General features: G+C 74.8%; 18 protein-coding genes. 11 read left to right on the top strand and 7 right to left on the bottom strand.

The window, feature by feature from the left end:
• Positions 1-109: 109 nt before the first annotated feature.
• From AB0G13_RS11485 to AB0G13_RS11470, 4 genes are all read right to left on the bottom strand, one after another.
• Positions 110-1,177, bottom strand: coding sequence for an NADH:flavin oxidoreductase/NADH oxidase (locus AB0G13_RS11485; protein WP_357872335.1), 1,068 nt, complete (start codon positions 1,175-1,177; stop codon positions 110-112).
• A 122-nt stretch (positions 1,178-1,299) separates the two neighbouring features.
• On the bottom strand, positions 1,300-2,607 hold the full coding sequence (locus AB0G13_RS11480; protein WP_357872353.1) for a dicarboxylate/amino acid:cation symporter: 1,308 nt from the start codon (positions 2,605-2,607) through the stop codon (positions 1,300-1,302).
• Between the two features lie 233 nt (positions 2,608-2,840).
• On the bottom strand, positions 2,841-3,506 hold the full coding sequence (locus tag AB0G13_RS11475) for a DUF998 domain-containing protein (RefSeq protein WP_357872332.1): 666 nt from the start codon (positions 3,504-3,506) through the stop codon (positions 2,841-2,843).
• Complete coding sequence (locus tag AB0G13_RS11470; protein WP_357872330.1) at positions 3,499-4,464, bottom strand: glutathione S-transferase C-terminal domain-containing protein; 966 nt, start codon at positions 4,462-4,464, stop codon at positions 3,499-3,501. Before AB0G13_RS11470 ends, AB0G13_RS11475 begins: the two co-directional genes overlap by 8 nt.
• Positions 4,465-4,571: 107 nt before the next feature.
• Between AB0G13_RS11470 and pcaF the strand changes: the two genes are divergently transcribed.
• From pcaF to AB0G13_RS11425, 9 genes are all read left to right on the top strand, one after another.
• Positions 4,572-5,774 carry a 3-oxoadipyl-CoA thiolase gene (gene pcaF, locus AB0G13_RS11465; protein WP_357872327.1) on the top strand — a complete coding sequence of 401 codons (1,203 nt, stop codon included), beginning with the start codon at positions 4,572-4,574 and terminating at the stop codon, positions 5,772-5,774.
• A gap of 250 nt (positions 5,775-6,024) precedes the next feature.
• Positions 6,025-6,843 (top strand): SAM-dependent methyltransferase, encoded by an 819-nt coding sequence (locus AB0G13_RS11460; protein WP_357872325.1) that lies wholly within the window; start codon positions 6,025-6,027, stop codon positions 6,841-6,843.
• Between the two features lie 4 nt (positions 6,844-6,847).
• Positions 6,848-9,022, top strand: coding sequence for an EAL domain-containing protein (locus AB0G13_RS11455; RefSeq protein WP_357872322.1), 2,175 nt, complete (start codon positions 6,848-6,850; stop codon positions 9,020-9,022).
• Positions 9,019-9,519 (top strand): DUF456 domain-containing protein, encoded by a 501-nt coding sequence (locus AB0G13_RS11450; RefSeq protein ID WP_357872319.1) that lies wholly within the window; start codon positions 9,019-9,021, stop codon positions 9,517-9,519. The genes AB0G13_RS11455 and AB0G13_RS11450 overlap by 4 nt, the downstream gene beginning before the upstream one ends.
• A gap of 608 nt (positions 9,520-10,127) precedes the next feature.
• Positions 10,128-11,489, top strand: a complete 1,362-nt coding sequence (locus AB0G13_RS11445) for a glutamine synthetase family protein (RefSeq protein WP_357872316.1) — start codon at positions 10,128-10,130, stop codon at positions 11,487-11,489.
• A gap of 159 nt (positions 11,490-11,648) precedes the next feature.
• Positions 11,649-13,025, top strand: a complete 1,377-nt coding sequence (locus AB0G13_RS11440; protein ID WP_357872313.1) for an aldehyde dehydrogenase family protein — start codon at positions 11,649-11,651, stop codon at positions 13,023-13,025.
• Positions 13,026-13,029: 4 nt separating this feature from the next.
• Positions 13,030-13,797 carry a 3-oxoacyl-ACP reductase gene (locus AB0G13_RS11435; protein WP_357872310.1) on the top strand — a complete coding sequence of 256 codons (768 nt, stop codon included), beginning with the start codon at positions 13,030-13,032 and terminating at the stop codon, positions 13,795-13,797.
• The gene (locus AB0G13_RS11430; protein ID WP_357872307.1) at positions 13,794-14,486 is read left to right on the top strand and encodes a gamma-glutamyl-gamma-aminobutyrate hydrolase family protein; all 693 of its coding nucleotides are present in this window, start codon (positions 13,794-13,796) and stop codon (positions 14,484-14,486) included. Before AB0G13_RS11435 ends, AB0G13_RS11430 begins: the two co-directional genes overlap by 4 nt.
• Positions 14,487-14,840: 354 nt before the next feature.
• The gene (locus AB0G13_RS11425; RefSeq protein WP_357872304.1) at positions 14,841-18,503 is read left to right on the top strand and encodes a SpoIIE family protein phosphatase; all 3,663 of its coding nucleotides are present in this window, start codon (positions 14,841-14,843) and stop codon (positions 18,501-18,503) included.
• Between the two features lie 57 nt (positions 18,504-18,560).
• Here the strand turns inward: AB0G13_RS11425 and AB0G13_RS11420 are convergent, their stop codons facing one another.
• A complete protein-coding gene (locus AB0G13_RS11420) occupies positions 18,561-18,878 on the bottom strand; it encodes an STAS domain-containing protein (protein ID WP_357872301.1) in 318 nt (105 codons plus the stop codon).
• Positions 18,879-18,973: 95 nt separating this feature from the next.
• On the opposite strand from AB0G13_RS11420, the gene map reads away from it, so the two are divergent.
• Together map and AB0G13_RS11410 are read left to right on the top strand one after the other, a co-directional pair.
• The gene (gene map, locus AB0G13_RS11415) at positions 18,974-19,831 is read left to right on the top strand and encodes a type I methionyl aminopeptidase (RefSeq protein ID WP_121396056.1); all 858 of its coding nucleotides are present in this window, start codon (positions 18,974-18,976) and stop codon (positions 19,829-19,831) included.
• Positions 19,828-20,544, top strand: coding sequence for a VIT1/CCC1 transporter family protein (locus AB0G13_RS11410; RefSeq protein ID WP_357872297.1), 717 nt, complete (start codon positions 19,828-19,830; stop codon positions 20,542-20,544). The genes map and AB0G13_RS11410 overlap by 4 nt, the downstream gene beginning before the upstream one ends.
• 3 nt (positions 20,545-20,547) lie before the next feature.
• On the opposite strand, the gene AB0G13_RS11405 is transcribed toward AB0G13_RS11410, so the two are convergent.
• On the bottom strand, positions 20,548-21,273 hold the full coding sequence (locus AB0G13_RS11405) for a nucleotidyltransferase domain-containing protein (protein WP_357872295.1): 726 nt from the start codon (positions 21,271-21,273) through the stop codon (positions 20,548-20,550).
• Between the two features lie 9 nt (positions 21,274-21,282).
• Positions 21,283-21,783: a nitroreductase/quinone reductase family protein gene (locus AB0G13_RS11400; RefSeq protein WP_357872292.1), complete on the bottom strand. Its 501-nt coding sequence runs from the start codon at positions 21,781-21,783 to the stop codon at positions 21,283-21,285.
• Positions 21,784-21,786: the final 3 nt, after the last annotated feature.

The following is a 21,786-nucleotide window of genomic DNA, read 5'->3' as shown; positions in this document are numbered from 1 at the left end:
GGGGCCTCTTTTGTTTTCGCACCCCCCCCCCACCCTTTTTTCCCCGCGGGGGGGGGGGGGGGGGGGGGGGGGGGGGGGGGGGGGGGGGGCGGGGGGGGGGGCGGGTGGGTCAGGTGGCGCGGGCGTACTGGTCGGGCCAGGTGGGGGTGGCGCCGAGCTTGGCGGCGGCCCGGTGCGGCCAGTACGGGTCCCGCAGGAGCTCCCGCCCGAGCAGGACCAGGTCGGCGTCGCCGGACGCGACGATCTCCTCGGCCTGCTCCGGCTCGACGATCAGGCCGACCGCGCCGGTGGCCACCCCCGCCTCCCGGCGCACCCGGGCGGCCAGCGGCACCTGGTAGCCCGGGCCGACCGGGATGGTCGCGGTCGCCGACGCGCCGCCCGAGGAGCAGTCGACCAGGTCCACCCCGGCGGCGGCCAGCTCGCCGGCGAGCACCACGCTGTCCTCCGCAGTCCAGCCCGCCGGCTCCCAGTCGGTGGCCGAGATGCGGGTCAGCACGGGCACGTCCTCGCCGACCGCCGCGCGGACCGCCCGCACCACCTCCAGGGTCAGCCGCATCCGGCCGGACCGGTCCCCGCCCCAGCCGTCGTTCCGGTGGTTCGTCAGCGGGGAGAGGAACTCGTGCAGCAGGTAGCCGTGCGCGGCGTGGATCTCCACGGCCGCGAACCCGGCGTCGACCGCCCGGCCGGCCGCGGCCGCGAACGCCTCGACGACGCCGGCGATGCCCGCCTCGTCCAGCGCGGTCGGCACCCGGTAGTCGGGTACGAACGGCGCGGACCCCGGGCCGACCGGCGTCCAGCCGCCCTCGGCGTCGGGCACCCCGCCCCGCCGGGGCGCCCACGGCCGGTACGTCGACGCCTTGAACCCGGCGTGCGCGAGCTGCACGACCGGCGCCGCGCCGTGCGCGGCGACGAACGCGGTCACCGGCCGCCAGGCGTCGACGTGCGCGGCGGACCAGAGCCCGGTGTCCTGCGGGCTGATCCGCCCCTCGGGCAGCACGGCGGTGGCCTCGGTCATCACCAGGCCGGCGCCGCCGACCGCCCGGGCGCCCAGGTGCACCAGGTGCCAGTCGGTGGGCAGGCCGTCCGGGCCGGCGGTGTACTGGCACATCGGCGCCAGGGCGATCCGGTTGGGCAGGGTCACCGTGCGCAGGGTGAGCGGGGTGAACAGGGCACTCATGGGGTCATCCTCTCCGGGCGCGGGGAGGGCCCAGAGGTGGGGCCCTCCCCGCCTCGTCGGGTGGTGCCGCGGCTCGGCCGGCGACGTCGGTCTCGGCCCGGTGCGCGGGCGTGCCGGGTGGCTCAGGCCGGTACGGGGCTCAGGTCCTCGGACCGTCGCGGGCCGGTACCGGCCTCGGCGTCGGTCGGGGCCAGCGTCGACCGCCGGCCCGCCGAGTCGTACGCGGCCCGGTCCAGGGTGCCCTCGCGGGCGGCGACGATCGTCGGCACCAGCGCCTGGCCGGCGACGTTGGTGGCGGTGCGGATCATGTCGAGGATCGGGTCGATCGCCAGCAGCAGGCCGGCGCCGGCCAGGGGCAGGCCCAGCGTGCTCAGCGTCAGGGTGAGCATCACGATCGCGCCGGTCAGGCCGGCGGTGGCCGCCGAGCCGACCACCGAGACGAAGGCGATCAGCAGGTAGTCGGTGAGCCCGAGGTCCACCCCGAAGACCTGGGCGACGAAGATCGCCGCCAGCGCCGGGTAGATGGCCGCGCAGCCGTCCATCTTCGTGGTGGCGCCGAACGGCACCGCGAACGAGGCGTACTCGCGGGGGACACCGAGGCGCTCGACCGAGCGCTGGGTCACCGGCATCGTGCCCACCGAGGAGCGGGAGACGAAGGCCAGCTCGATCGCGGGCCAGGCGCCGGCGAAGAAGCGCAGCGGGTTCAGCCGACCGGCGCCCACCAGCAACAGCGGGTAGACCACGAACAGCACGATCGCGCAGCCGACGTAGACGGCGGTGGTGAACTTGGCGAGCGGGGCCACCAGGTCCCAGCCGTACGACGCGACGGCGTTGCCGATCAGGCCGAGGGTGCCGATCGGGGCGAGCCGGATGACCCACCACAGCGCCTTCTGCACGATCTCCAGCAGCGCGCGGTTGATCGCCACGAACGGCTCCGCGGCCTCGCCGACCAGCAGCGCCGCCGCGCCGACGACGAGGGCCAGGAAGACGATCTGGAGCACGTTGCCGTCGACGAACGCGCCGACCGGGTTGGTCGGCACGATGCCGGTGAGGAAGTCGGTCCACGAGCCGGTCCTGGTGGGCGCGGTGGCGCCGGCGGTGTCGAGGGTGACGCCGCGGCCCGGGTCGGTGAGCACACCGAGCCCGATGCCGACGCCCACCGCGATCAGCGCGGTGACGCCGAACCAGAGCAGGGTCTTCAGCGCCAGCCGGGCGGCGTTGGTCACCCCGCGCAGGCTGACGACGCTGACGACGATGGCGGTGAAGACCAGCGGCGGCACGGCCAGCTTGAGCAGCTGGACGAAGAGGCCGCCGACGGTGTCGAGGGTGCTGGCGAGCCAGCTCAGGTCGTTGGCGCGGGCGAGGAAGCCGAGCGCCACGCCGAGGATGAGGCCGAGCAGGATCTGCACGGAGAAGGGGATCTTGCGCAGGGCGGAAGCCATGAGGATGTGTCCCAGGGTCTGGAGGTCGGAACGGGCAGCGTCAGGAGAGCGGCTGCGCCGGACAGACGCCGCTGGCCTGCAGTCGGAGGTCGACATACAGGCGCACGGTCAGGTGCCAGACGTTGGTCATCGTCGCCGAGGCTAACGCCGGCGGTCGATGCAGCGGAAGGACCCTTCGCGGTGACGCTCCTTACAGTGGGTGCGCGGAAGGGGCCCTTCGGCTACCGCGGGGGTCGACGGGGCGCCCTCGCCGGCCGGCGGAGGGCGACGGCGGTCGCGGTGGCCGCGCCCCAGAGGACGGCCACCAGCAGCAGCAGCCGCTCCAGGACCGCGATCAGGCCGCCGCGCCCGACGGCGACCAGGGCCACGGCGGTCGCGCCCGCCAGCGGCAGGGCCGCCGCCAGGGCCACCGCGGCCAGCCGGTGCAGCGCCGGCGGCGCGGCCCGGGTGAGCGCGATCGCCAGCATCGCGAAGACCACCGCGGCCACCGCGAGGATGCTCGCCGCGCCGTGCACCAGGTCCGCCGTGGTGGCCCGCTCGAACGGCGGCAGCGGGCAGCCCGCACTGCACGTCACCGCCCCGGAGACCAGCGCGAAGACGCCTCCGACCGCGAGCAGCCCGGCCGCCGCCCGCAACGCCCGGGGCAGCGCCGCCGCGAGCAGCAGCAGCCCGGCGGCCAGGGCGAAGACCCCGATCCGGTACGCCGGGGCGTACGCGCTGTCGGTGACGCCCGCCTCGCTGACGTACCCGGTCGGACCCGGCCCCGGACCGGCGACCACGGCGACGGTCACGGCGACCGCGCCCGCCGCGACGCAGGCGGCGGACGCCGAGGCGGCGGCGGCCCGGGGCGGGGCGGTGCGCGGGCCGGCCCGGCGCGGCTCAGCCACGCCCGTGCGGCGTGGTCCAGCCGGAGGTGTCGGGGCCCAGCGGGACGATCCCTGTCGGGTTGATCGCCGCGTGGGTGCCGTAGTAGTGCCGCTTGATGTGGTCGAAGTCGACCGTCTCGCCGAAGCCCGGGGTCTGGAACAGGTCCCGCGCGTACGCCCAGAGCACCGGCAGCTCGGTGAGCTTGTGCCGGTTGCACTTGAAGTGCCCGTGGTACGCCACGTCGAAGCGGACCAGGGTGGTGAAGAGCCGCACGTCGGCCTCGGTGATCGCGTCGCCCATCAGGTAGCGCCGGCCCGCCAGCCGCTCCGACAGCGCGTCGAGCCGGGCGAAGAGGGCCGTGAACGCCTCGTCGTACGCGGCCTGCGAGGTGGCGAAGCCGCACCGGTAGACGCCGTTGTTCACGTCCCGGTGGATCTCCGCCATCAGGGCGTCCAGCTCCGGGCGGAGCTCGACCGGGTAGAGGTCTGGTGCGCCCGGCCGGTGCAGGCTGCGCCACTCGGTGGAGAGGTCCAGAGTGAGCTGCGGATAGTCGTTGGTGACCACCCGCCCGGTGCGCGTGTCGAGCAGCGCCGGCACGGTGACCCGCCCGGTGTAGTCGGGATCGGTGGCCAGGTACGCCTCGGAGAGGAAGCCGATGCCGAGCACCGGGTCGAAGCCGTCCGCGTCCAGGGCGAACCGCCAGCCCCGCTCGTCGCGGATCGGGTCGACCGTACCGAGGGAGATGGCGTCCTCCAGGCCGAGCAGTCCGCGCACGATCCGGGCCCGGTGCGCCCACGGGCAGGCCCGGCACCAGATCAGCCGGTAGCGGCCCGGCTCCAGCGGCCACCGGCCCTGCGCGTCCGGCCCGCCACCGGGCGGGGAGTCGGAGTCCGGGGTGACCCGACCGGTGAACCGGTTGGGCTGGCGGACGAACTCGCCGCCGCCGCTGGTCTCTGCGCTGAACTGGGCCCGGGCCATGCCGCCAACCTATCCGCTGCGCGCGCGGATATCCTGGCTGCCGGGCGTCCCCGCGACCCGGAACCGCCCGCCTCCCGCCCCTTCCCACCCCCCGAAGGATCGCGCTGATGACCGTGGCATACCTGGTGGCCGGTGTCCGCACCCCGATCGGCCGGTACGCCGGCGCCCTCGCCGGCGTCCGCCCCGACGACCTGGCCTCACACGTGATCCGCGAACTGGTCGCCAGACACCCGTCGGTGGACTGGGCGCGGGTGGACGACGTGATCCTGGGCTGCGCCAACCAGGCCGGCGAGGACAACCGCAACGTGGCCCGGATGGCGGCGCTGCTCGGCGGGCTGCCCGAGGAGGTGCCCGGCAGCACGGTCAACCGGCTCTGCGGCTCCGGCCTGGACGCCCTCGCCACCGCGGCCCGCTCCGTCGTCGCCGGCGAGGCCGACCTCGTGGTGGCCGGCGGGGTGGAGAGCATGAGCCGCGCCCCGTTCGTGATGCCGAAGGCGACCACCCCGTTCTCCCGCACCGCCGAGGTCTACGACACCACCATCGGCTGGCGGCTGGTCAACCCGCTGATGAAGAAGCACTGGGGCATCGACTCCATGCCGGAGACGGCGGAGAACGTCGCCGCCGCGTACGGCGTCGGCCGCGCCGAGCAGGACGAGTTCGCGTACCGGTCGCAGCAGCGGGCGGCCAAGGCGCAGGCCGACGGCCGGTTCGCCGAGGAGATCGTGCCGGTGACCGTGCCGGCGGGGCGGCGCGAGACGAAGCTCGTCGAGGTCGACGAGCACCCCCGCGAGACCTCGCTGGAGAAGCTCGCCGCGCTGCCCACCCCGTTCCGGGAGGGCGGCACGGTGACCGCCGGCAACTCCTCCGGCGTCAACGACGGAGCGGTGGCGCTGCTGGTCGCCTCGGAGGCGGCCGTGGCCCGCTACGGCCTCACCCCGCTGGCCCGGGTCAGCGGCGCCGCCGCGGCCGGCGTACCGCCGCGGGTGATGGGCGTCGGGCCGGTGCCGGCCACCCGGAAGCTGCTCGACCGCCTCGGCCTCGGCCTCGACGCGGTCGACGTGATCGAGCTGAACGAGGCGTTCGCCGCGCAGTCCGTCGCGGTGCTGCGCGAGCTGGGCCTGCCGGCAGACGCCGAGCACGTCAACCCGAACGGCGGGGCGATCGCGCTCGGGCACCCGCTCGGCGCCAGCGGCGCCCGGCTGGCGTTGACGGCCGCGCTGGAGCTGCGCCGCCGGGGCGGCCGGCGGGCGCTGGCCACCATGTGCGTCGGCGTCGGTCAGGGCATCTCGCTGCTGCTCGAAGCCGCCTGACCCGCAGCCGGGCTCCCCGCACCCCGCGCATTCCACCCGCCGCCGGCCCGCCCGGTCATCGTGCGGTGTACGGACCGTGACGGGGGTCGGAAGGGCTGACGAAGTGGGTCATGGGACCTCCCGGAGCCGGGAGTTCGCGGCCTAGAGTGGTGAGCACCACACGACCCGCGGGTCGGCCGGCGCCTCGCGTGCCCCACGCACCCGACGCCGGTTCCCTCCCGCACCGCGGCGACGACCATGAGGTGCAGCAGTGCAGATGCCGGACGGACTTTCCGCCGAGATCGACCTCTCCCGGCCGAGCGCGGCCCGGGTGTACGACTACTTCCTCGGCGGGGCGCACAACTTCGAGATCGACCGGCAGCTCGCCGAGCAGATCGCCGCCATGACCCCGAACCTGGCGGCGACCATGCGCGCCGGCCGGGAGTTCCTGCGCCGCGCCGTGCGGACGCTGCTCGACGCCGGCATCGACCAGTTCCTCGACATCGGCTCCGGCATACCCACCGTCGGCAACGTGCACGAGGTCGCCCAGGCGGCCAACCCGAAGGCCCGGGTGGTCTACGTCGACATCGACCCGGTCGCGGTGGCGCACAGCCGGGAGCTGCTCGCCGGCGACGAACTGACCGGGGTGATCCACGGCGACCTGCGCGAGCCGGAGCGGATCCTGGCCGGGGCCCGTGACCTCGGGCTGCTCGACTTCGGCCGGCCGCTGGGCATCCTGCTCGCCGGGGTGGTGCACTTCGTTCCCGACGCCGACCGCCCCGGCGACGTCCTGGCCACCCTCCGGGCCGCCGCGGCCCCGGGCAGCCACCTGGTCATCTCGCACTCCACGTTCGAGGACCAGCCGCAGGAGATGCTCGACGCGCAGCGCCTCTCGGCGCGCACCGACACCGAGATCACGCTGCGCTCCCGGGCCGAGGTGACGAGCTTCTTCGGTGACTGGACGCTCCTGGAGCCGGGCGTGGTGCACATGCCGCTGTGGCGCCCCGACTCGCCTTCCGACGTGGACGACCACCCGGAGCGGTTCGGCGCCTTCGGCGGCGTCGCCCGGTACGACCAACCCACCGCCTGATCCGATGGCCGCCGTCCCGGATCCCGGCGGCGACGACCTCAGCCGGTCGGGCGCCCAGCGGTACGCGGCCGAGTGGGCCCGGGCGGTGCGCCGGCTCGGTTTCGTGCCCCTCAGCGCGGCCGAGACCGAGCGCCTGCTGCACCTGCACACCGTGCGGCTGGCCCAGGCCCTGCTCGCCGAGCCGTTCTCGCCCCGGCCGGCCGAGGAGGTCGGGCGCGCGCTGGTCGAGGCGCACCTGACCGAGCCCCGGGTGCTCGACTGGTCGGTGCGGGCCCTCGGCGACCGGTTCCCCGCCCGGGTGCTGCCGGGCCGGGCCCACCGGGACGGGACGGCGCAACGGGTCGCGGCGTTGCAGGGCGGGCTCGCCGCCGGCTTCGCCCGGGCCCTGCGGGACCGTACCTTCGCCCAGCAGGAGCGAATCGCCCGTTCGGCCTGGCAGGCCCGCGACGAGGTGGAGCAGGCCCTGCGGGACAGCGAGGCCCGGTTCCGGGCGGTCTTCGTGGGGGCGGCCACGGGGATCGGCATCGCCGGCGTCGACGGTCAGATCATCGACGTCAACCAGGCGTTCGCGGACATGCTCGGCTACTCCATCGAGGAGCTGCGGCACACCAATGTGGCCTCGCTGTTCCACCACGACGACGCGGCCGGGATGTGGGAGCTCTACCAGGAACTGATCGAGGGCAAGCAGGACAGGGCCCGGGTGGAGAAGCGCTACTACCGCAAGGACGGCAGCGTGGTCTGGACGGACCTGTCCGTCTCGCTGATCCGCCACGACGACGGCCGGCCGCGGTTCACCGTCGCGATGATCGAGGACATCACCGCGCGGTACGAACTCCAGCAGCGGCTGCGCTTCCAGGCGCTGCACGACCCGCTCACCGGCCTGCCCAACCGGACCCTGTTCTTCGAGACGCTGGGCCGGGTCTTCGACGGCGCCGACACGGCCCACCGGGTCGGCGTCTGCTTCCTCGACCTGGACGGCTTCAAGGCGGTCAACGACAGCCTCGGCCACGACCTCGGCGACCGGCTGCTCGTGGTGATCGCCCGACGGCTGGCCGAGTGCGTCGCCGGCCGCGGTCACCTCGTCGCCCGGATGGGTGGGGACGAGTTCGTCATCCTGGTCGACGACGGCGCCGGGCTCGACGACGCGGTACGGGTCGCCGAGGTGGCCCTGGCCGCGGTCTCCGCCCCGGTCCGCATCGGCGAGCACCAGCTCGCGGTCTCGGCGAGTGTCGGCATCGTCGAGTGCCCGGTCGGTGGGACGAGCGCCTCGGAGCTGATGAAGGCCGCCGACACCACGCTCTACTGGGCCAAGGCGGAGGGGCGGGGCCGGTGGGCGGTCTACGACCCGGAGCGCGGCGCCCGGGACATCGCCCGTTCCGCCCTGGCCGCCGGGCTGCCGGCGGCGCTGGAACGGGGCGAGTTCGTGGTGCGCTACCAGCCGATCGTGTCCCTGCTGGAGGGCTCGATGCTGGCCGTGGAGGCGCTGGTCCGGTGGCAGCACCCCGAGCTGGGGCTGATCGGGCCGGACCGGTTCATCGGGCTGGCCGAGGAGACCGGCCTGATCGTCCGGCTCGGCGAGTGGGTGCTGCGGCAGGCCTGCCGGGACGCGGAGGCGTGGCGGCGGGAGTTCCCCCGGGCCCAGCTGGTGGTCAGCGTCAACCTGGCCGCCCGGCAGGCCGAGGACCCGGGGATCGTGGACACCGTCGCCGACGCGCTCGCCTCCACCGGGCTACCGGCGGACCTGCTGCAACTGGAGCTGACCGAGAGCGCGGTGATGGGCACCGCCGGGGAGCCGCTGCGGTCGCTGCACCGGCTGGCCGCCCTCGGCGTACGGCTGGCGATCGACGACTTCGGCACCGGCTACTCGAACCTGGCGTACCTGCGCCGGCTGCCGATCCACTGCCTGAAGCTGGCCGGGCCCTTCGTCGAGGGCATCCGGGGCGAGGACGCCGAGGCGGTGACCGACCACCGGGACGAGCGGATCGTGGACGCGCTGGTCCGGCTGGCGCACGCGCTGGAGCTGTGGGTGACCGCCGAGGCGGTGGAGACCGGGGTGCAGGCCGAGCGGCTGCGCGCGCTGCGCTGCGACACCGGGCAGGGACGGTTCTTCGGCCCGCCCGCCCCGGCGGCCGAGATCACCGCCCGGCTGCGCGGCGACGACCAGGGAGCGACGGCATGAGCCTGACGGACAGCGAGGCGGCGGTCGCCGTACTCGCCGGGTTGGCGATCCTCGCCGGGCTCGCCGGGGTGGTGGTGCCCGGCCTGCCGGCGCTGCCGCTGTGCTGGGGCGGGGTGCTGGTCTGGGCGATCTTCGGCGGCGCCGGTCCCGGCCGCTGGGCGGTGCTCGCCGCCGCGACCGTGGTCGTCGCCGGCGGCACCGTCGTCAAGTACGCCTGGCCGGGGCGGAACCTCAGACGCACCGGAGTGCCCACCTCGTCGCTGCTCGCCGGCGGCCTGCTGGGGCTGGTCGGCTTCTTCGTGATCCCGGTGATCGGGCTGGTGCTCGGCTTCGTCGGCGGCGTGTGGGCGGCGGAGCGGCTCCGGCTGGGCGACTCCCGGCTGGCCTGGCCGGCGACGAAGCAGGCGGTGGCGGCGGCCGGCCTCTCCATGCTGGTCGAGTTCCTCGCCGGTCTGCTCGTCGCCGCGCTCTGGGTCGCCGGCCTGCTGCTCGCCTGAGGCGGTGCGCACGGGCAGCGGTGCGGGGGGCCTTGCGGGCGGCGGCGCGGGGTGGGCGTCGGGTACGGCGCAACGCCGTACGGTGAGAGAGAGGTGACGTGCCCCGCGCCGCCGCGTGCCGGGCGGTCCGAGCGCCCGGCGGTGGCCCGTCGCGATCGGGCCTGGTCACGGGCTCAAGCATGCGGCGCGCGCGCCGGCCCGGCAACGCAATTTGCCCGCTCGCCGGGCTGGTTGACGGGAACGCCGAGCGGGCCGCTCGCGGGGTCGTGCACCTTCCGACCGCCTGTCGAGCTGCCCCACCCGGCGGGGCACCTGGCTCGGCCCGCCTGGCTCGGCCCGCCTGGCTCGGCCCGCCTGGCTCGGCCCGCCTGGCTCGGCCCGCCTGGCTCGGCACGGCCCGGCTCGGCTCGGCCTGGCTCTGCCTGGCTCTGCCTGGCTCGGCTCGGCCTGGCTCGGTTCGTCGCGCACCGCGCGCCGGTCTCATGGACGGGGCAGCTCGACAGGGCCCGGCCGGCGACACCCGCGCCCGGGGGCGGTTGCCGGGATGCCGGGCAGGGCATTGACGGTCAACCGGTCAGCCAGTAGACCTTGGTGATGGAGGCCCGCCGATGAGGAAAGCTCCGCTCACGTTGGAACAGCTACGGGTCGCCGTCGCCGAGGGCGAGATCGACACCGTGGTGCTGGCCCTGGTCGACATGCAGGGCCGGTTGCAGGGCAAGCGGTTCCACGCGCCCTACTTCCTCGACGAGGTGGTCGCGCACGGCAGCGAGGGCTGCAACTACCTGCTGGCCGTCGACGTCGACATGAACACGGTCGACGGCTACGCGATGTCCAGCTGGGAACGCGGCTACGGCGACTTCGCCATGGTGCCGGACCTCGACACGCTGCGCCGGGTGCCCTGGCAGCCGGGCAGCGCGCTGCTCCTGGCCGACCTGGCCTGGCTGGACGGGTCCCCGGTGGTCGCCTCGCCCCGGCAGATCCTGCGCCGGCAGCTCGACCGGCTGGCCGCGCACGGGCTGACCGCGTACGCCGGCACCGAGTTGGAGTTCGTGCTGTTCCGCGACTCGTACGAGGACGCCTGGCAGCGCGGCTACCGGGACCTGACCCCGGCCAACCAGTACAACGTGGACTACTCGCTGCTCGGCACCGCCCGGGTGGAGCCGCTGCTGCGCCGCATCCGGCGGGAGATGGCCGGGGCGGGGCTGACGCCGGAGAGCGCGAAGGGGGAGTGCAACCTCGGCCAGCACGAGATCGCCTTCCGCTACGACGAGGCGGTGGCCTGCGCCGACCACCACGTGATCTACAAGAACGGGGCGAAGGAGATCGCCGCCCAGGAGGGCATGTCGATCACCTTCATGGCCAAGCCGAACGCGCGGGAGGGCAACTCCTGCCACATCCACTTCTCGCTGCGGGACGCCGACGGCCGGTCGGCGATGCTCGGCGACGGGCCGGCGCACCTGTCGGTGACCGGGCAGCGGGTGCTGGCCGGGCTGCTGGCCACCATGCGCGAGTTCAGCCTCCTGTTCGCGCCGAACATCAACTCGTACAAGCGCTACCAGCCCGGGTCGTTCGCGCCCACCGCGCTGCGCTGGGGCACGGACAACCGCACCTGCGCGCTGCGCCTGGTCGGGCACGGGCAGGGCATGCGGGTGGAGAACCGGGTGCCGGGGGCGGACGTGAACCCGTACCTGGCGATCGCCGCCCTCGTCGCCGGCGCGGTGCACGGCATCGAGCGGGAGTTGGAACTGGGCGAGGAGTGCACCGGCAACGCGTACGACGACCCGGCCGCCGAGCGGGTCCCCGGCACGCTCCGCGACGCCCTGGCCCTCTGGGAGGGCTCGACGGTGGCCGCCGAGGCGTTCGGCGACGAGGTGGCAGCGCACTACGCCAACCAGGCACGGATCGAGCTGACGGCCTACGACGCCGCCGTCACGGACTGGGAACTCTTCCGTGGCTTCGAACGCCTCTAACCCACCCCCACCCCATCGATCATGGAGTTCTGGTGGGCGACTGATGGCGATCGGCGGCTTTCGTGAGGCGCCACAACTGCATGATCGACGCCGCCCGGGGGCCGGGGGCGTGGGGCGCGGGCTCGGGGTGCGGGGGTGCGGGGGTGCGGGGGTGTTGCGATGGAGGGAGGAGGTGGGCGCGTGAGTGAGGTGGTGGATCCGGCAACCGGGGAGGTCGTGGGGTTCGTGGCCGACACGTCGGTCGAGGAGGTCGACGCGGCGATCGCGCGGGCGGACGCGGCCTTCCGGCGCTGGCGGGGGGTGGCGCCGGGGGAGCGGGCGCGGGTGCTGCGGCGGTTCGCGGCGGTGGTCGACGCGCACCTGGAGGAGCTGGCGCAGCTGGAGGTGCGCAACGCCGGGCACACCATCGGCAACGCGCGGTGGGAGGCGGGCAACGTCCGGGACGTGCTCGACTACTACGCGGGCGCGCCGGAGCGGCTGACCGGGCGGCAGATCCCCGTGCCGGGCGGGCTGGACGTGACGTTCCACGAGCCGCTGGGCGTGGTCGGGGTGATCGTGCCGTGGAACTTCCCGATGCCGATCGCCGCCTGGGGCTTCGCGCCGGCGCTCGCGGCCGGCAACGCCGTGGTGCTCAAGCCCGCCGAGCTGACCCCGCTGACCGCGCTGCGCCTGGCCGAGCTGGCGCGCGAGGCGGGCGTGCCCGACGACGTGTTCACCGTGCTGCCGGGCCGAGGGTCCGTGGTGGGGGAGCGGTTCGTCGCCCACCCCGCCGTCCGCAAGGTCTGCTTCACCGGCTCCACCGAGGTGGGCACCCGGATCATGGCCGGCTGCGCCGCGCAGGTGAAGCGGCTCACCCTGGAGCTGGGCGGCAAGAGCGCCAACCTCGTCTTCGCCGACGCGGACCTGGAGCGGGCGGCGGCCACCGCCCCGTACGCCGTCTTCGACAACGCCGGTCAGGACTGCTGCGCCCGGTCGCGGATCCTGGTCCAGCGGCCGGTGTACGACCGGTTCCTGGAGCTGCTCGAACCGGCGGTGCGCGCGCTGCGGGTGGAGGACCCGGCCCGGGAGAGCGCCGAGATGGGCCCGCTGATCTCCGCCGCCCAGCGCGACCGGGTGGCCGGGTACGTCGACGGGGCGACGGTCGCCTTCACCGGCTCCCGCCCCGACGGTCCGGGCTTCTGGTACGCCCCGACGGTGCTGCTCGCCGACTCGGCCGCGGACCGGCACTGGCGCGAGGAGATCTTCGGCCCGGTCGTCTCGGTGCTCCCGTTCGACGACGAGGCCGACGCGATCCGCCTCGCCAACGACACCGAGTACGGCCTGTCCGGTTCGATCTGGACCCGGGACGTGGGCCGGGCGGTGCGGGTGGCGCGGGCCGTGGAGGCGGGCAACCTCAGCGTCAACTCGCACTCCTCGGTGCGGTACTGGACGCCGTTCGGCGGGATGAAGCGTTCCGGGCTGGGCCGCGAGCTGGGCCCGGACGCGCTGCACGCCTTCACCGACGTCAAGAACGTGTTCATCGCAACGGAGGAGTGAGCAGGTGCGGGGTCGTCTTGAGGACCGGGTGGCCGTGGTCACCGGAGCGGGCAGCGGGATCGGGCTGGCCACCGTGCGGCGGTTCGCCGCCGAGGGGGCCCGGGTGGTCTGCGTGGACGTCGACCCGGAGGCGGGTGGGCGGGCCGCCGAGGAGGTCGGCGGCGAGTTCGTCGCCACGGACGTCGCCGACGAGGCGGCCGTGCGGGACCTCTTCGACGGGGTGGCCGAGCGGCACGGGCGGATCGACGTGGCGTTCAACAACGCCGGCATCTCCCCGCCGGAGGACGACTCCATCCTGGCCACCGGGCTGGACGCCTGGGAGCGCGTGCTGCGGGTCAACACCACGAGCGTCTACCTCTGCTGCAAGCACGTCATCCCGCACATGCGCCGGCAGGGCCGGGGCTCGATCATCAACACCGCGTCGTTCGTGGCGCTGATGGGGGCGGCCACCTCGCAGATCGCGTACACGGCGAGCAAGGGCGGGGTGCTGGCGATGACGAGGGAGCTGGGCGTGCAGTTCGCCCGCGAGGGCATCCGCGTCAACGCGCTCTGCCCCGGCCCGGTCGCCACCCCGCTGCTGCTGGAGCTCTTCGCCGCCGACCCGGAGCGGGCCGCCCGCCGGCTGGTGCACGTGCCGATGGGGCGGTTCGGGAAGCCGGAGGAGATCGCCGCCGCGGTGGCGTTCCTGGCCAGCGACGACTCGTCCTTCATGACCGCCGCGCAGTTCGTCGTGGACGGCGGCATCACCGGCGCGTACGTCACCCCGCTGTGAGCCGGCCACTGATCGGGATCTCCGCGTACGCCGAGCCGGTCGCCTGGGGGGTGTGGCGGGACGTGCCGGCGGTGCTGGTGCCCGAGGCGTACGTCCGGGCGGTCACCGCGGCCGGGGGCCGGGCGGTGGTGCTCCCCCCGGACGACCGCGACGCGGACGTGCTGCGGGTGCTCGACGGGCTTCTCCTGGCCGGCGGCGCGGACGTCGACCCGGCCCGGTACGGCCAGTCACCGGCGCCCCGCACCGAGAGCCGGCCGGGGCGCGACGCGGGCGAGCTGACCCTGCTCACCGCCGCGCTCGACACCGACCTGCCGGTGCTCGGCGTCTGCCGGGGGATGCAGCTGCTCGCCGTCGCCGCGGGCGGGTCGTTGCACCAGCACCTGCCGGACCTGGTGGGGCACGACCTGCACCGCCCCGCCCCGGGCGTCTACGGCGGGCACGGCGTGCGTTTCGCCCCGGGGAGCCTGGCCGCCACGGTGATGGCCGGCGTAAGCCGGGTCAACTCCTACCACCACCAGGCGGTGGCCGACCCGGGCCGGCTGACGGTGACCGGCTGGTCCGACGACGGGGTGGTCGAGGCGGTCGAGGATCCGCACCGGCCCTTCCTGCTCGGCGTGCAGTGGCACCCGGAGAACGAGCCCGACCCCCGACCGATCGCCGCGCTGGTCCGGGCCGCCGGGGAAGGCTGAGCCACCCGGGAGGGCCGGGCCGGACCGGCGCGTCGGTGACACCCTTCCCCCCACCGCCGGGGAACGGGCGGGGGTGTCGCACATCACAGTCGCCCGCCGGGCAATACCTGGGCGGCGCGGTATCGTCCCGTGCACGGGACTGAAAATGTCGCGCTGGTGCGGATTCGGCTGACCAGCCGTCCCGTGTGGACCCGACCCCACGACGCCGCTGTCGGAAGATGGCAGCCGGTGAGGCGAACGTAAACAGCGCACGCCGGGCTGTATGCGTTACGTTGCTCGTCCGTCGGGGTACCAAGCGGGCACGGCCGGTTGGATCACCGGGCCGAGGCGGTGATGGCCGGAGCGGGAGGAACTATGAGCTCGGCCCAGGGGGGCGTGGACGGGGGTTGCCCGTCCGAGGCAGGCCGGGACGCCGAGTTCCCCCCGTTGCTGGCCGCCGCCTTCGCGAGCGGCGGTGAGATGGGCGACCTGCTGCGGCGACTCGACTGGTCCGCCCATCCGCTCGGCACCCCCGACCGCTGGCCGACGACGCTCTGCGCGGCGATCGGCATGATGCTCGCCTCCAGCGCGCAGATCGTCGTGTTCTGGGGCGAGGACGAGCTCGCCTTCTACAACGACGCCTACCGCCCCGCCATCGGTGACAAGCACCCCGACGTGCTGGGCCGGCCGGCCCGCGAGCACTGGGCGGAGACCTGGAGCGTGCTCGGGCCGCTGCTGGCGGGCGTCCGGCGCGACAGCCGGTCCTACCGCGCGCAGGACCACCCCTTCCCGCTCGACCGCCGCGGGTTCCTGGAGGAGACGTACTTCGACGTCTCCTACGACCCGATCCTGGGCGCCGACGGCACCGTCGACGGTGTCTTCTGCATCGTCAACGAGACCACGGACCGGGTGATCGGGGAGCGCCGGCTGCGGCTGCTGGCCGAGCTGGGCACCGAGCTGGCCGAGGTGGACAGCAGGCCCGAGCTCGGTCGGGTCGCTGCGGCGGTGCTCGACCGGCACCGGTCGGACGTGCCGTTCGCACTGGTGCACCTGCCCGACGAGGCCGGCGGCGTGGCGTTGGCCGGGTGCAGCGGCGTCGCCCCCCGGGCCGTCACCACACCCCCACCGGCGCGGCTCGCCCAGGTCACCGCCGGCGCCGCCGCCGTCGCCGTGGCGGACCTGCTCGCCGAGGCCCCGGTCGACGCGACCGGCCAGGCGCTGGTGCTGCCGGTCACCGCCGGGAACGAGACCGTCGGCACGCTGGCGGTCGGCGTCGCCCGCCAGCTGCCGCTCACCGACGAGTACCGGGACTTCTTCGACCTGGTCGCCGCGCAGATCTCCCGGGCCGTCGGGCGGCAGCAGGCGTACGAGCAGGAACGCGCCCGCGCCGCCGAGCTGGCCGCCCTGGACCGGGCCAAGACCAACTTCTTCGCCAACGTCAGCCACGAGTTCCGCACCCCGCTGACCCTGGTGCTCGGCCCGCTGGAGGACCTGCTGGCCGACCCGGCGCTGCCCGAGGCGTACACCGACCGGCTGACCACCATGCACCGCAACGCGCTGCGGCTGCTCAAGCTGGTCAACACGGTGCTCGACTTCTCCCGGCTGGAGTCCGGGCGGCTCGCCGCCCGCTACCAGCCCACCGACCTCGCCGACTACACCGCCCGCCTGGCCAGCACGTTCCGGTCGGCCACCGAGCGGACCGGGCTGCGCCTGGTCGTGGACTGCCCGCCGCTGCCGGCGCCGGTCTTCGTGGACCGGGACATGTGGGAGAAGGTCGTCCTCAACCTGGTCTCGAACGCGGTGAAGTTCACCTTCGACGGCGAGATCCGGGTGCGGATCCGCGCGGTCGACGGGGCCGCCCGGCTGGAGGTCACCGACACCGGCGTCGGCATCGTGCCGGAGGAGCTGCCCCAGATATTCGAGCGCTTCCACCGGGTGCCCGGCGTGCGGTCGCGCAGCCACGAAGGCACCGGGATCGGCCTGGCGCTGGTCCGCGAGCTGGTCGAGATGCACGGCGGCGAGGTGGCCGTGCGCAGCCGGGTCGACGAGGGCAGCAGGTTCACGGTGACCGTTCCGTTCGGCGCCGGGCACCTGCCGGCCGAGCGGGTCGTCGACTCCGGCACCCCGGCGCAGGTCGAGCTGGCGCAGGCCGACCTCTACGTCACGGAGACGGCGCTCTGGACCGGCGCCACCGGATCGGCCGGCGGCGGTGGGTCGACCCGGGGGACCGGCGCGGCCGGCCGGATCCTGGTCGCCGACGACAACGCCGACCTCCGCGAGCACGTCACCCGGCTGCTCTCCCCGTCCTGGGAGGTGGTCGCGGTCTCCGACGGCGTGGAGGCGCTGCGGCACGCCGTCGACGGCTCGTTCGACCTGGTGCTGACCGACGTGATGATGCCCCGGCTGGACGGGTTCGGGCTGGTCGCCGCGTTGCGCGCGGATCCGCGTACCCGGCACGTGCCGATCGTGCTGCTCTCCGCCCGGGCCGGTTCCGCCGAGGAGGTCGCCGGGCTCGCGGCCGGCGCCGACGACTACCTGACCAAGCCCTTCTCCGGCCAGGAGCTGACCGCCCGGGTGCGGGCCAACGTCGAGCTGGGCCAGCTGCGCGGCCAGATCATCCGTGGGCTGCGGGGCCTGGCCGACGCGGCGGTCGCGGTCAACACCGCCCGCTCCACCGCCGACGTGCTCCAGGTCGCCGCGCGGCACGCCCTGAGCCTCGCCGAGGCCGCCCGGGTGGTGGTCTCGGCCACCGGGATGCGCTTCGAGGCCGACGGCGGCGGGCTGGCCTCGATCGAGCCGTCCTTCGTGCTGCCGCTGACCGGCACCACCGGCGAACGGCTCGGGGAGCTGCGGGTCTGGCGCCCGGACGGCGACGGGACCTACACCGACGAGGCCGCGCTCACCCAGCTCGCCCGGCTGGTCGGGGTGCGGCTGGAGAACGCCCAGCTCTACGAGGCCGAGCACCGCATCGCCACCACGCTCCAGCACAGCCTGCTGCCCCGGTCGCTGCCGCAGCTGCCGGGCGCCGTGGTCGCCAGCCGCTACCTGCCGGGCAGCGCGGACGTGGAGGTCGGCGGGGACTGGTACGACGTGATCGCGCTCGGCGACGACGAGCTCGTGCTGGCCATCGGCGACGTGGTCGGCAAGGGCGTGCGGGCGGCCGCGGCGATGGGCCAGCTCCGCAACGGGCTGCGGGCGTACGTCCTGGAGGGCTTCGACCCCGGCGAGTCGCTGACCCGGCTCAACCGGCTCGTCGGCACCACCGAGGGCCGCTCCTTCGCGACCGTGTTCTGCCTGTGGTTCAGCCCCCGCACCGGCCGGCTGCGGTACGCCAGCGCCGGTCACCCGTCCCCCCTTCTGATCCGAGGAGACGACGTGGCGTTCCTGCACGACCGGGCGCTCGGGCCGCCGGTCGGGGCGATCCCCGACACGACCTACCGGATGGTCGAGGGGGCTCTGACCGCCGGGAACCGGCTGCTGCTCTACACCGACGGGCTGATCGAGGACCGGCAGCGCGGCATCGACGCCTCGCTGGACCTGCTGCGGCAGGACGCGGCCACCCCTGGCGAGCACGTGACCGACCTGATCGACGCCGTGGTGGAACGGGTCGCCGGTCGGCCCCTGCGCGACGACGTCGCGGTGCTCGCCCTGGAGGCGGCGGAACTCAACCGGTTCGCGCTGCGGCTGCCGGCCGATCCCACCCGGCTCAGCCTGCTGCGCAAGCGGCTGGAGGACTTCCTCGTCGCGCACCGGGTCACCGAGACGGACCTGTTCGACCTGACCGTCGCCGTCTCCGAGGCGGCCGCCAACGCCATCGAGCACCCGGTCGAGCCGGCCGAGCCGACGATCAGCGTCGAGGTGACCATCTCCGACCGCACGGTGGTCGCCACCGTGCGCGACAGCGGCCGGTGGCGGGAGTCGACGGGATCGGGCTTCCGGGGCCGGGGACTGTCCCTGATCGAGGCCCTGGGGGAGCTGTCGGTGACCCGTACCGCCGAGGGGACCGAGGTGACGCTGCGCCGGCGGCTGGCGGACTGACCGCGCGGCCGGCGGCGCTCCGGCGCGCGAAGGCGGCGGGCCCGGTGACGGGAGGGCTCAGGCCGGGCGCAGCCAGGCCTGGTCGCCCAGGCCGGAGATGTCCAGCACCCGGTGGACCTGCCGCGACGGCAGCACGGTGAGCGCGTCGGGGAGGTGCTGGGCCAGCCGGACCACGGCGTGGATCGCCGCCGAGTCGAAGAAGGTGACCGCCCGGAGGTCGAGCGTCACCCGCTCGGCCGGCTCCCGCAGCGCGGTCTGGTACATGACGTCGGCGGTGGCCATGTCGACCTCGCCGGTCACCAGGACGCGAAGGTGGCCGCCGTCGATCTCCGCCTGGGCGGAGAAGACGGGAGTCGCGCCACCCCCTTGATCCACGGAGCCACAATGGCACAGCGGGCCTGCCGCGGCAACAACCGCTCCGGGCGGCCGGTGGCGGCGGTCACCACCGCGCGCGGCGATAAACTCGCCTCATGACCGTCCGTGCGCCGCTGACCCCAGGCACGCTCACCCCGTTGCGGCCCGTGCCCGCCCACATCGTCCGCCCGGAGTACGTGGGCAAGAAGCGTCCGCAGGAGTGGCGCGGTTCGCACGTGCAGACCCCGGAGACCATCGAGAAGATGCGGGTCGCCGGTCGGCTCGCCGCGCAGGCCACCCAGCTCGCCGGCGAGCACTGCAAGCCCGGCGTGACCACCGACGAGATCGACCGGGTCGTGCACGAGTTCCTCTGCGACCACGGCGCCTACCCGTCGACGCTGGGCTACAGGGGCTTCCCCAAGTCCTGCTGCACCAGCCTCAACGAGGTGATCTGCCACGGCATCCCCGACTCCACGGTGCTCGCGGACGGCGACATCATCAACGTCGACGTCACCGCGTACCTCGACGGCGTGCACGGTGACACGGACGCCACCTTCTGCGTGGGCGAGGTCAGCGAGGAGGCCCGGCTGCTGGTCGAGCGGACCCACGAGGCGATGATGCGCGGCATCCGCGCGGTCGCCCCGGGCCGCCAGATCAACGTGATCGGCCGGGTCATCGAGTCGTACGCGAAGCGCTTCGGCTACGGCGTCGTGCGCGACTTCACCGGCCACGGCATCGGCGAGGCCTTCCACAGCGGGCTCTACGTGCCGCACTACGACAGCCCCCGCCCCACGGACGTCATGGAGCCGGGGATGACCTTCACCATCGAGCCGATGATCACCCTCGGCACCCATGAGTACGACATGTGGGACGACGGCTGGACCGTGGTGACGAAGGACCGCAGGTGGACGGCCCAGTTCGAGCACACCATCGTGGTGACGGAGGACGGTCACGAGATCCTCACGCTGCCGTGACGGACACCCCGGCGGCGCTGCGTGAGGCGCACCACGCCGACGTCTCCGGCGGCTGGCTGCGCCCCGCCGTCTTCGGAGCGATGGACGGGCTGGTCACCAACATCGCCCTGATCGCCGGCGTGGCGGGTGGCGGGGTGTCGCCCCGCAACGTCGTGCTCACCGGCGTGGCCGGCCTGGTGGCCGGTGCCATCTCGATGGGGCTGGGGGAGTACACCAGCGTCCGTTCGGCCAACGAACAGGTCGCGGCCGAGGTCGCCAAGGAGCGCCGCGAGCTGGAGCGGCACCCCGAGGCCGAGGCGCGCGAGCTGGCCCAGGCGTGGATCGCCCGGGGGCTCCCGCACGACCTCGCCATGGAGGTCGCCCAGGCCGTCCGGCGCAACCCGCAGGAGGCGCTGCGGGTGCACGTGCGGGAGGAACTCGGCGTCGACCCGGACGAGCAGCCCAGCCCCTGGGCGGCCGCGATCTCGTCGTTCGTGTTCTTCTCGGTCGGGGCGCTGGTGCCGCTGCTGACCTACCTGTTCGGCGCGACGAGCCTGTGGCTGGCGCTCGCGGTCGGCGGGCTCGGGCTCTTCGTGGCCGGGGCGGTGGTCGCCCGGTTCACCGCCCGACCCTGGTGGTCCGGTGGTCTGCGTCAGCTCCTGCTCGGCGCGGCGGCGGCCGGCGCCACGTACCTCATCGGCGCCCTCATCGGCGTCCAGGGCGGCCTCGGCTGACGGTCAGCCGTCGAGCAGGTCGTCGACCGTGCCGTCGACGGGGCGGCCCCGGGCCGCCAACTCGTCGGCCTGGCGGGTCAGGACGGCGCCCACCTCGGTCATGTCCGCGCCCGCCAGGCCCGTCCGGCGCACCGCGTCGCCGGGGTCGCGGAAGTAGGTGCGGCTGAGCAGGCCGTTGACCGTGGCCGCCGCCAGTCGCGCCTCGCCGAGCATCAGCAGCGCCTGGTCGGTCTCGTACCACTCGGCCAGCCGGGCGGCCCGGGCGTGCGCCGCGCCGCCCCGGTACCAGGCCCGGCGGGCCGCCGTGCTGAACTCGGCCGGCCGGGCCCGGGCCAGCCGACCGAGGTGCTCGTCGCGGAGCGTGCGCAGCCAGCCGGTCGGGTCGTGCAGCGCCCGGGTGCTGACGTACCGGTCGGCGGTCAACGGCCAGAGCGGGGAGATCACCCGGGCCTGGCGCAGGTAGTCGTCCGCGCCGGCCACGGTCAGGTCGACCAGCACGCCGTCGACCCGCCGGGTCGACGGGGACGGCCCGCCGCCGGGCCGGTACGTCACCACCAGCAGCCCGACCTCGCCGTTGCCGCCGCCGTCGTCGTCGCCGTGGGCGAGCGGGCCGTGCACCGCGACGGCCAGCACGTCGGCCGGGAACCGGCGGCGCACGGCGTCGGCGACGCGCCCGGCCACCGCCCACCGTGGATCGTCGGAGTGGACTCCGCCATCGGCGCCGGTCACCGCACCACCCTATTCGCGGGCGGCCGGCCCGCCCGGCACGCCGCGCCCGGTGGGCACCAGCCGGAAGACGAGGATCTCCCGGCCGCCGGCCCGCTGCGCGTACGCCCGGTAGGCGGGCCACTCGGTGACCAGCAGCGCCCAGAGGCGGTCCCGTTCGGCGCCGGTGGCGACCTGCGCGCGCACCGGGACGCGGCGGCCCTTGACGGCCACCTCGGCGGCGGGATCGGCGCGCAGGTTCATCGCCCAGCCGGGCTGGTGGGCCTGGCCGAAGTTGGAGCCGACCACCACGTACGCGTCGCCGTCGGGCACGTAGAGCAGCGGATTGCTGCGCGGCTTGCCGGAGCGGCGGCCGGTGGTCGTGATGACCAGCGACGGGATGAGCCCGAGCGCGACCACCCGCCCACGGGTGAGCCGCCCCACCAGCCGGTCGGCGGGGACGAGCAGGCGGACGGCGGCGCCGAACCAGCGGTGGTGACCGACCCGGCGGGTGAGGGCTCCCAGTACGGGCACGGC

Source organism: Micromonospora sp. NPDC023633 (genome assembly GCF_040640035.1).
Classification (GTDB): domain Bacteria; phylum Actinomycetota; class Actinomycetes; order Mycobacteriales; family Micromonosporaceae; genus Micromonospora.
Note: the sequence above shows the minus strand (reverse complement) of the source record. Positions and strands in the feature narration are given on the sequence as shown.